Origin of the sequence: Brevundimonas sp. (assembly GCF_036402095.1) — a bacterium.
Taxonomy (GTDB): domain Bacteria; phylum Pseudomonadota; class Alphaproteobacteria; order Caulobacterales; family Caulobacteraceae; genus Brevundimonas.
The window spans coordinates 1-9,575 of the sequence record NZ_DASWTO010000195.1 but is presented as its reverse complement, the minus strand read 5'-3'; the positions used below and the strand labels follow the sequence as shown (position 1 = coordinate 9,575).

Genomic DNA, 9,575 nt, shown 5'->3' with positions numbered 1-9,575 from the left:
CAGACGGGCGAAGCCCGCCCAGTCGTCGTCAACCTCGAAGTCCCACTGCGGACCCGTGGTCTGCGAGACCAGTTCCAGATCGTCGATCGTGTGGTAGCCCACATCGATCGCGCCGTACCAGCCGTTCGGCTCGGCAGCCGCAGCGCCGGCTGCGAACAGCCCCGCCATCGCGACGCCGGCGAGAAGTTTCACCTTCATGATATCCCTCACACTCATGGTTGCCCGAATGCCCACGCTTTACACGGGACGCTCCGGAGCCGAACGGCAATGTACGGTTCCGGTTCCTTGTTTTCGCTCGGAATGCGGCGACTGTGGCGCCATTCCAACACATTTCGGCGGGGCTGTCCCGGGCCGGGACGCCTGCTAGGAGGTGTGAACGCATGAAGGGAGCAGACGGATGCCGATGAGATTCGATGGTCGGGTGGCGATCGTGACGGGGGCCGGCGGCGGCCTGGGCCGCGAACACGCGCTGGCCCTGGCGAAGCGCGGGGCGCGGGTCGTGGTCAACGATCTCGGCGGCGCCCGCGACGGATCCGGGAGTTCCGCCACGGCGGCCGAGGCCGTGGTGGCCGAGATCGAGGCCGCCGGCGGCGAGGCCATGGCCAACGCCGCCTCCGTCACCGACTACGCCGGCGTCCAGGCCATGGTCGATGCGGCGATGGCCCGGTGGGGCCGGATCGACATCCTGGTCAACAACGCCGGCGTGCTGCGCGACAAGACCTTCGCCAAGATGGAGCTGGAGGATTTCCGCTTCGTGGTCGACGTCCACCTGATGGGCGCGGTCAACTGCACCAAGGCGGTCTGGGACATCATGCGCGAGGCGAACTATGGCCGCATCGTCATGACCACCTCCTCCTCGGGTCTGTACGGCAATTTCGGCCAGTCCAACTACGGCGCGGCCAAGATGGCGCTGGTCGGCCTGATGCAGACGCTGTCGATCGAGGGCGCGAAGAACGACATCCGGGTCAACTGCCTGGCCCCGACCGCCCACACCCGCATGACCGAAGACCTCGGCGCGCGCCTGCCCCTGGAGCTTCTGGGCCCCGAGATGGTCACGCCCGGCCTGTTGCATCTGGTCAGCGAGGCGGCGCCGAATCGCTGCATCCTCGCCGCCGGAGCCGGCGGCTTCGAGCGGGCCTATGTGACCCTGACCCAGGGCGCGTGGATCGCCGGCGACCACGCGCCGGAACAGGTCGCGGCCCGCTTCGCGGAGATTTCCGACCGCACCGGCGAGATCGTTCCGGAGATGGGCGCGGCCCAGGGATTCACCGAACTGACCAAGGCCCAGGCCGCCCACAGGGACTGACCCTTGCGTTGACGCGGCGGCAGGCGGCTACCCTGCCTGCGAAGATCTGGAGAAAGCCATGCGTGAAGCCGTCATCGTCTCTACCGCCCGGACCCCGATAGGCCGCGCCTACCGCGGGGCGTTCAACGACACCCAGGCCCAGCAGCTGGGCGGCCACGCCATCCGCTACGCGGTCGCCCGCTCGGGTCTCGATCCGGCCGAGATCGAGGACGTGGTCATGGGCGCGGCGCTGCAGCAGGGCTCGACCGGCACCAATATCGGCCGCCAGGCGGCGCTTGCCGCCGGCCTGCCGGTGACGACGGCGGGCATGAGCCTCGACCGCCAGTGCGCCTCTGGCCTCATGGCCATCGCCACGGCGGCGAAACAGGTCGTGCACGACGGCCAGGGCGTGGCCGTCGGCGGTGGGCTGGAGTCGATCTCCCTGGTCCAGAACCAGACCATGAACCTGCACCGGCTGCGCGACCCGGCCCTGATCGCGCGCGTGCCGCACATCTACATGTCGATGCTGGAGACCGCCGAGGTGGTCGCCGCCCGCTACGGGATCAGCCGCGAAGCCCAGGACGAATACGCCCTGCGTTCGCAGCAGCGCACCGCCGCCGCCCAGGCCGAAGGGCGTCTCGACGCCGAAATCGCGCCCATGACCACCACCATGCAGGTGGTCGACAAGGCCACGGGGCAGGCGTCCGCGAAGGAGGTCACGCTTTCGATGGACGAAGGCAACCGCCCCGACACCACGCTGGAGGGCCTGTCGTCGCTGAAGCCGGTCTTCGGCGGAGGAGAGGAGATCTCGCAGGGCGTCTGCATCACCGCCGGCAACGCCTCGCAGCTGTCCGACGGGGCCTCGGCCAGCGTGATCATGGAGGCCAAGGACGCCGAGCGCCGCGGCCTCCAGCCGCTGGGCGCCGTCCGCGGCATGGCCGTGGCGGGCTGCGAGCCGGACGAAATGGGCATCGGTCCGGTATTCGCCGTCCCCCGATTGCTGGAGCGCCACGGCCTGTCCGTCGACGACATCGGCATCTGGGAACTGAACGAGGCCTTCGCTGTGCAGGTCATCTACTGCCGCGACCGGCTCGGCATTCCCGAGGAGCGGCTCAACGTCTCCGGCGGGGCCATCTCCATCGGCCACCCCTACGGCATGTCGGGGGCCCGGATGACCGGCCACGTGCTGATCGAAGGCAAGCGGCGCGGCGCCAGATACGGGGTGGTCACCATGTGCGTCGGCGGGGGGATGGGGGCCGCGGGCCTGTTCGAAATCTACTGAGGCCGGGGCGGGGGCGGCCCGTCGCAGCCGCGGGCCTTCCACTCCGCCTCCTTGGCCGCCTGCCAGCGCGCGCGCAGGACGGCGGGCCGGGCGGGATAGCGCTCCTCGAGGAATTCCGCCTCCACGACCCGGTCGGTGCGGAAGGTGCGGAAGTCGCCGCGCAATTCGCACCAACCGACCAGCAGCCGGGTGGTCTCGCGGTAGCCGATCAGGAAGGGCCAGATGACGCGCCGGCTCTCGCGCTCCTGTTCATCGCGGTACGACAGACCCAGCTTGCGCCCGGCGTGGATCGACGCCCGCACCCGGGCCATGTCCAGCACCTCGTCCTGGCGCGGCTGCCACACCGGTGCGCTGGCCACCGCCGGCTCCAGCACCACCGGCCGCAGCCGCTCCGGCACGGTGGCGGCGATCTTGGCCACCAGGTCGCGGGCCGCCCGGGCCAGCGCCGGATCGGCGCGCCCCGCCACCCACTGCGCGCCCAGCACCGCCGCCTCGATCTCGTCCGACGTCAGCATCAGCGGGGGCAGGTCGAAGCCGCCCTCCAGCACATAGCCCAGTCCGGCCTCGCCCCGAATGGGCACCCGCTGGCCCATCAGGGTGGCGATGTCGCGGTAGATGGTGCGTTTCGAGGTCTCCAGCTCCGCGGCGATGGCGTCCGCCGTCAGCGGCTTCGACGACCGCCGCAGCACCTGGATGATCTGGAATAGCCGGTCCGCGCGTCTCATTCCGCCAGTCTTGTGTACGCCTGCTGACAGCATGGTGGCAGCAGACTGGCAGTAGTCAATCGGGGTCGGCGGCGAGGGGCCGCCCGGCAAGGCCGCGAGGCTCCGCGAGCCGAGCGACAGCGCCCAACCAGGAGAGACTCCCATGCTGACCCTGTTCCACGCCCCCTGGTCCCGATCGTCGCGGCTGGTGTGGCTGCTCGAGGAGACGGGCGTGGCCTACGACATCTGCTACTGCGACATCGCCCGCATGGACGGATCCGGCGCCCGCGATCCGCGCAATCCGCATCCCGACGGCAAGGTCCCGGCCCTGCTGCATGACGACGTGCTGGTCACGGAATCGGCCGCCGTGGCCCTGTATGTCACGGACCTGCTCCCCGGGGCCGGCCTGGGCGCGCCCGTCGGCTCTCCCGAGCGCGGCGCCTATCTGACCTGGCTGGCGTGGATCGCCGGCGAGATGGAGCCGGCCTTCTGGGCGAAGATCAGCGGCGCGACCGAGGGCGATCCCGCCGTCCAGGCTCGCTACGACGCCGTGGTCGCCCGCCTGTTCGCGGCGCTGGAGCGCGGACCGTTCCTGATGGGCCAGCGGTTCACCGCCGTGGACGTCATGGCCGGCAGCGCCCTGGCCTGGGCGCGGGAGTATTCGCCGGCCAGCGCCGCGCTCGACGCCTGGCTGGAGCGGATCCTCGACCGGCCGGCGAACGCCACGGCGACCGCGAAAGACGGTACGCCGCCGGCGCTGGCGCAGGTCGCGTGAGGCGGTTCAGGCGGCGTGGGCGGCGGCCTCGGAGTCGCCGTCCACCGGCTTCACCACCGCGCTCAGCGTGGCCACGAAGTCGTTGCGCCACTGGCCGACGTCGGTGTCGCGCACCACCTGCATCAGGCACTCCCACTTCCGCTTGCGCTCGGCCAGCGGCATGGTCAGGGCCCGCTTGATGGCGTCCGCCACTTCCTCGCGGCTGAACGGATTGACCAGCAGGGCCTCGCCCATCTGTTCGGCCGCCCCGGCGAAGCGCGACAGCACAAGCACGCCGGGGTCGTCCGGATTCTGGGCCGCCACATACTCCTTCGCCACCAGGTTCATGCCGTCGCGCAGCGGCGTCACCAGACCCACCTTCGCGGCCCTATAGATCCCGGCCAGCTGGTCGCGGCGATAGGTGCGGTTCAGATAGCGGATCGGCTGCCAGTCCATGTCGGCGTATTCGCCGTTGACCCGCCCCGCCAGGGCGTCGAGACGCGCCCGGATGTCCTGGTAGGTGTCGACATCGTCGCGGCTGATCGGCGTCACCTGCAGCAGGAAGACCTCGCCGCGCATGTCCGGGTTGTCGGCGAGGAACTGCTCGTAGCCCAGCAGCCGCTCCTCCAGCCCCTTCGAATAGTCCAGCCGGTCGACGCCGACGATCATCGAACGGAAGGCCGACGACGCGGCCATGCGGTCGTAGGTTCGCGCGCCGAAGGTCGAGTTGCGCGCCGCCAGAAAGCCCTCGACGTCGATGCCGATGGGGAAGACCCCGGCCTGCACCGTCTTGCCGAAGGCCTCGAGCGCGTCGTTGGGCAGCAGCCGCCCGTTCACGCTCGGCTCGGACGCGACATAGTCCCGGAACAGGTCCAGCCACTCCCGGGTCTGGAAGCCGACCAGGTCGTAGTCGAACATCGACTCCACCAGCCGCCGGTGATGGGGCAGGGTGACCAGCAGCTGCCGCGCCGGCCACGGCGTGTGCAGGAAGAAGCCGATGCGATTCTTCACGCCCAGCCGCCGCAGGTCCCGGGCCAGCGGGATCATGTGGTAGTCGTGGATCCAGATCAGGTCGTCCGGCTGGACCAGCGGCGCCAGAACCTCGGCGAAGCGGGCGTTGGTGCGCTCGTAGCCCTCGCCATAGGACCGCTCATAGGCGGTCAGGTCGACGCGATGGTGGAACAGCGGCCACAGCGTCTTGTTGGCGTAGCCGTTGTAATATTCCTCGACGTCCTGCTCCTCCAGGTCGACCAGCGCCACGGTTACCCCGGCCCGATCCTCGATCTTGGCTTCCGGCACGAAGCTCGCGACCGTCTCGCCGGACCAGCCGAACCACAGGCCGTCGTATTTCCGCAGCGCCGCCGACAGGGCCATCGCCAGGCCCCCCGCCGACCCGGCAGCCGGATCCTTCGGCGCGGAAACGCGATTGGAAACAACGATCAAACGGCTCATGGCGTTGAAACGCCTCCAGCCCGTCCAGGGTCCCGACGCATTGTCGTGATCCCGCTCACCGTGCGTCCGTCCACGACCGGCTCAGCAGGACCGCGCAGTTGATGATGCCGACCAGCGAATAGGTCTGCGGATAATTGCCCCACAGTTCGTTGTCGCCCAGCGATATGTCCTCCGACAGCAGGCCCGCGTGCGTGCGGCGGCTCAGCATCTGCTCGAAGATCTCCCGGGCCTCGTCCGTCCGCCCGTTCAGGTGCAGGGCCTCGATGAACCAGAAGGTGCAGAAGTTGAACGCCGTCTCGGGCTCGCCGAAATCGTCGGCCTCGATGTAGCGGAAAAGATAGGGGCCCTTCTTCAGGTCCCGTTCGATCGCGTCGAAGGTCTTGACCTGCCGCGGGTCCAGGGGGTCGAGGAACCCCAGGTCCGTCAGCTGCAGCAGCGAGGCGTCCAGTTCGCGGTTACCGAAGCTTGCGGCGAACCGGCCCTCGTCGGGCACGAAGGCCTCGGTCTCGATCCGCTGGCGGATGATCCGGGCCCGCTCCCGCCAGGCGCCGGCCCGCTCGTTCAGGCCCAGATGGTCCGCCGCCTTGGCCAGACGGTCGCACGCGGCCCAGCACATCACCGAGGAATAGGTGTGCACCCGGGCGATGGTGCGGAACTCCCACAGGCCGGCGTCGACCTGATCGTGCATGGCGAAGGCCCGTTCGCCGACCTTCTCCAGCGCGTGGAAATCCTCGATCGTGCCGGGCCGCAGCAGCCGCTGGTCGTAGAAGCTCTGCACCAGCGGCAGCACGATCTGGCCATAGACGTCGTGCTGCAGGTGCTCGTGCGCCTGGTTGCCGATGCGCACCGGCTTCATGCCGCGGTAGCCCTCGACGCTCTCGACGATCCGTTCGCCGATGCCCGGCTCCAGCCCGACCCCGTAAACAGGCTGCACATGCCCGCCCCCGGAGTCGTCCACCAGGTTGCGCAGATAGCCGAGGTAGTTCTCCAGGATGTCGACCGCGCCCAGCCGGTTCAGCGCCCGCACGACGTAATAGGCGTCGCGAATCCAGCAGTAGCGATAGTCCCAGTTGCGGCCGCTCTCCGGGAACTCGGGCACCGAGGTGGTCAGCGCCGCGACGATCGCCCCGGTTTCCTCATAGGCGCAGAGCTTCAGCGTGATCGCGGCGCGGATCACCGCCTCCTGCCAGTCCAGCGGCAGGTACAGCGTCCGGACCCAGTCCTGCCAGTAGGCGACCGTGCGATCCAGCGCGGCGGACACGCCGGGCCCGACGTCCTGATCGTAGCCCTCGTCGGGGCCGAAGAAGAAGGCGTGCGGCCGCTCCAGCCGGAACACCCGCTCGTTGAGGATGTGCGACACCGGGCAGTCGGTGGTCAGCCGGAAGGTCACGTCGGTGCACAGATAGCGGATGTGGTTCGACCCGCTGGTCCGCTCCGCCGGCCGCGCGCCCCAGTCGGCGGAAGGCCGCAAGCGCACCTTGATGCGCGGCGAGCCCTCCAGCGGCCGCACCACCCGGGCGAAGGCCAGCGGGCGATAGGTGCGGCTGTGCTTCGGATGCCGGGGCGCGAAGTCGAGGATCTCGATCGCCGCACCGTCGCCGGCCGTCAGTACGGTCCTGAGCACCGGCGTGTTGCGGACATAGGCCTGGGAGACCTGCGTCTGCCCCTCCAGTTCGATGTCCCAGAAGCCGTGCTCCGGGTCGTCTCCGTCCATCAGGGCCGAGAAGACCGGATCGCCGTCCACCCGCGGCGCGCAGGCCCAGACGTAGCGGCCGCCGCGGTCGATCAGGGCGCTGATCGAGCAGTTTCCGATCGGGGCGAGGTCCAGATTGGCGGTCATGCGCTCTCCTCGACGGCGTTCAGCCAGGCCAGAACGGCCACCACGTCGGGCAGGCCGTAGCGGGCGGCGGTCTCCCGGACCGGGCCGACCAGCACCCCGAAGCCGCCCAGGGCTTCGGCTGCGCGAAAGCCGTCCTCGTCCGTCAGGTCGTCGCCCAACATGACGGGAACGGCTCCGGCGAACGGAGGCTCCTGCATGAAGGCGTTCAGCGCCGTGCCCTTGCTGGTCCCCGGCGTCTTCAGCTCCACGACGAGGTTGCCGGCCTGCAGGGTCAGCCCCGTCTCGGCGGCGAGTCGCGCGGCGAGGGCGAGGGCCGCCTCGGCCTCGGTCGGGGCGCCGCGGTAATGCAGCCCCGCCGACACCGCCTTGTCCTCGACGATGACGCCGGGCCGGGTGCGGGCGAAGGCCTCGAACGCCGCCACCGCGTCGCGCACGGCCGGCGCGGCCTCGGCGCGGTGCATCGAGCCGTCGGCCCGGCGCCGCTCCAGCCCGTGCACGCCCGAGGCCGGGGCCGGACCGGCCTCGGCGATGCGGTCGATCTCGGCGATGGTCCGGCCGCTGACGATCGCCACGCGGCCGTCCAGCCGGTCCGAAACGGCCCGCAGCGCGGCGGTGCGCTCCGGGTGGGGCACGACGGCGTCGGGGGTTTCCGCCAACGGAGCCAGCACCCCGTCCATGTCCAGGAACAGGGCGGGGCGGGCCAGACGGGTCGGCGGCGGCGGCAGATACGAAACGGCCTCGGCCGACGCGGACGCGCCGGCGGTGATCGGGTTTGAGTTCTGCATGGCCCTCTAACGCGGCCCTGCGGCAAAGGTTGAGCCGGAGGGCGGATTTTCTCGCGTTGCAGCATTCTCCGGCGCGACGGCTGGCGATTGTGAATCGGCTCCCGATGCGCCACATCGCGGGGATGAGCGACGCTGCAAAACCTGTCCTGTCCGCCGATCCCGCCGCCATGACGGCCCGGGCGCGCGAGGTTCTCCGTCTGAACATCGAGGCGCTGCAGGCGCTGGAGGCGGGCCTCGACGACAGCCTCGGCCGGGCCTGCGACGTCATCCTGTCCCGCCCCGGCTATGTCGTCGTCACCGGCATGGGCAAGTCGGGTCACATCGGCGGCAAGATCGCCGCCACCCTCGCCTCGACCGGGACCAACGCCTTCTTCGTCCACCCGGCCGAGATGAGCCATGGCGATCTCGGCATGCTGCGGCGGGACGTCACCCTGCTGGCCATCTCCAATTCGGGCGAAAGCCGCGAACTGCGCGATCCGCTGATCTTCTGCCAGCGCGAGGGGATACCGGTGATCGGGATCACCCAGCGCCCCAACAGCTTCCTCGGCCGCTCGTCCGCCGTCTGCCTGACACTGCCCCAGGTGGCCGAAGCCTGCCCCAATGGCCTCGCGCCGACCACCTCGACCTTGATGACCCTGGCCATGGGCGACGCCCTGGCCATGGTGCTGATGGACCGCCGCGGCTTCACCGCCGAGGACTTCGGACTGCACCATCCCGGCGGCAAGCTGGGCATGAGCCTGCAGAGCGTGCGCGACTGGATGGGCGACCGGCCGCCCGCGCCCGCCACCGTGCCGCTCACCGCGACGTTCGCCGAAGTCGTCTCCGCCATCACCGAGGGCCGCAAGGGGGCCACGGCCGTGATCAATCCGGACGGAACCCTCGGCGGGATCGTCACCGACGGCGACGTGCGCCGCGCCTTCTCCCGCGGCGACCTGACCGGCCTGACCGCCGCAGACGTGATGAGCCCACGTCCCAAGGTCATAGGCCCGGACGCGCGTATGAGCGACGCCATCGACCTGATGACCCAGAACAAGATCGCCACCCTGCTGGTGGTCGAGAACGACCGCCCCGCCGCCATCGTCCACATCGCCGAACTGATGCAGGCGGGGTACGTCAGCTAGGGAGCCAGCCCCGCTCTAATAGGCCATCCGCCCGTCGATATTCCCCGGCGGCGAATAGCGGCAGGCCAGCACCGACCGGTCGCCGCGCGTCTCGACCGCGCAGCCCACATGCGTCGTGTCGCGCCACACCAGCTGGGTGTAGTGGCCGACGTCGCTCCAGTTCCCCGTCCGGCTGACGTTCGGAAACACGCCGTGGCGATAGTGGGTCTTCTCGGCCACCCAGTCGCCGATCATGTCCTCGGGCGTGAATTGCCGGCCGCCCCAGCCGGTCCACAGGTTCTCGCCGTGGCCATGCTGCGCCGGGGCGTGCCGGAACTGGTTGCGGCCGATCAGCTCTCGCGCCCAGACGCGC

General features: G+C 70.1%; 9 protein-coding genes and 1 pseudogene. 4 read left to right on the top strand and 6 right to left on the bottom strand.

Annotated features, from left to right (window positions below; translation table 11 throughout):
* Nucleotides 1–198 (bottom strand): annotated as a pseudogene (locus VGD32_RS12975) (cell envelope biogenesis protein OmpA); the annotation flags it as partial.
* A gap of 199 nt (nt 199–397) precedes the next feature.
* Here VGD32_RS12975 and VGD32_RS12970 point away from each other — a divergent pair.
* Nucleotides 398–1,306, top strand: coding sequence for an SDR family NAD(P)-dependent oxidoreductase (locus tag VGD32_RS12970; protein ID WP_331032301.1), 909 nt, complete (start codon nt 398–400; stop codon nt 1,304–1,306).
* 58 nt (nt 1,307–1,364) lie between these two features.
* The gene (locus VGD32_RS12965; protein WP_331032300.1) at nt 1,365–2,567 is read left to right on the top strand and encodes an acetyl-CoA C-acyltransferase; all 1,203 of its coding nucleotides are present in this window, start codon (nt 1,365–1,367) and stop codon (nt 2,565–2,567) included.
* On the opposite strand, the gene VGD32_RS12960 is transcribed toward VGD32_RS12965, so the two are convergent.
* A complete protein-coding gene (locus VGD32_RS12960) occupies nt 2,561–3,292 on the bottom strand; it encodes a YafY family protein (protein ID WP_331032299.1) in 732 nt (243 codons plus the stop codon). The two genes, VGD32_RS12965 and VGD32_RS12960, sit on opposite strands and share 7 nt — an antisense overlap.
* Before the next feature lie 142 nt (nt 3,293–3,434).
* On the opposite strand from VGD32_RS12960, the gene VGD32_RS12955 reads away from it, so the two are divergent.
* The gene (locus tag VGD32_RS12955; RefSeq protein WP_331032298.1) at nt 3,435–4,046 is read left to right on the top strand and encodes a glutathione S-transferase family protein; all 612 of its coding nucleotides are present in this window, start codon (nt 3,435–3,437) and stop codon (nt 4,044–4,046) included.
* A gap of 6 nt (nt 4,047–4,052) precedes the next feature.
* On the opposite strand, the gene VGD32_RS12950 is transcribed toward VGD32_RS12955, so the two are convergent.
* Genes VGD32_RS12950 through otsB form a run of 3 tightly spaced genes read right to left on the bottom strand, consistent with a single transcriptional unit; the run spans nt 4,053 to nt 8,102 of the window.
* Nucleotides 4,053–5,477 (bottom strand): alpha,alpha-trehalose-phosphate synthase (UDP-forming), encoded by a 1,425-nt coding sequence (locus VGD32_RS12950; protein ID WP_331032297.1) that lies wholly within the window; start codon nt 5,475–5,477, stop codon nt 4,053–4,055.
* 55 nt (nt 5,478–5,532) lie between these two features.
* Nucleotides 5,533–7,317: a glycoside hydrolase family 15 protein gene (locus VGD32_RS12945; RefSeq protein WP_331032296.1), complete on the bottom strand. Its 1,785-nt coding sequence runs from the start codon at nt 7,315–7,317 to the stop codon at nt 5,533–5,535.
* Nucleotides 7,314–8,102: a trehalose-phosphatase gene (otsB, locus tag VGD32_RS12940; protein WP_331032295.1), complete on the bottom strand. Its 789-nt coding sequence runs from the start codon at nt 8,100–8,102 to the stop codon at nt 7,314–7,316. The genes VGD32_RS12945 and otsB overlap by 4 nt, the downstream gene beginning before the upstream one ends.
* A gap of 104 nt (nt 8,103–8,206) precedes the next feature.
* On the opposite strand from otsB, the gene VGD32_RS12935 reads away from it, so the two are divergent.
* Nucleotides 8,207–9,223, top strand: coding sequence for a KpsF/GutQ family sugar-phosphate isomerase (locus VGD32_RS12935; RefSeq protein WP_331032294.1), 1,017 nt, complete (start codon nt 8,207–8,209; stop codon nt 9,221–9,223).
* Nucleotides 9,224–9,238: 15 nt separating this feature from the next.
* Here VGD32_RS12935 and VGD32_RS12930 read toward each other — a convergent pair.
* The coding region (locus VGD32_RS12930; protein WP_331032293.1) for a CAP domain-containing protein at nt 9,239–9,575 on the bottom strand (337 nt) is incomplete at its 5' end.

Coding starts and splice junctions, on each gene's coding strand:
- VGD32_RS12970 (WP_331032301.1), top strand. CDS start 398: ATGCCGATGAGATTCGATGGTCGGGTGGCGATCGTGACGGGGGCCGGC.
- VGD32_RS12965 (WP_331032300.1), top strand. CDS start 1,365: ATGCGTGAAGCCGTCATCGTCTCTACCGCCCGGACCCCGATAGGCCGC.
- VGD32_RS12960 (WP_331032299.1), bottom strand. CDS start 3,292: ATGAGACGCGCGGACCGGCTATTCCAGATCATCCAGGTGCTGCGGCGG.
- VGD32_RS12955 (WP_331032298.1), top strand. CDS start 3,435: ATGCTGACCCTGTTCCACGCCCCCTGGTCCCGATCGTCGCGGCTGGTG.
- VGD32_RS12950 (WP_331032297.1), bottom strand. CDS start 5,477: ATGAGCCGTTTGATCGTTGTTTCCAATCGCGTTTCCGCGCCGAAGGAT.
- VGD32_RS12945 (WP_331032296.1), bottom strand. CDS start 7,317: ATGACCGCCAATCTGGACCTCGCCCCGATCGGAAACTGCTCGATCAGC.
- otsB (WP_331032295.1), bottom strand. CDS start 8,102: ATGCAGAACTCAAACCCGATCACCGCCGGCGCGTCCGCGTCGGCCGAG.
- VGD32_RS12935 (WP_331032294.1), top strand. CDS start 8,207: ATGCGCCACATCGCGGGGATGAGCGACGCTGCAAAACCTGTCCTGTCC.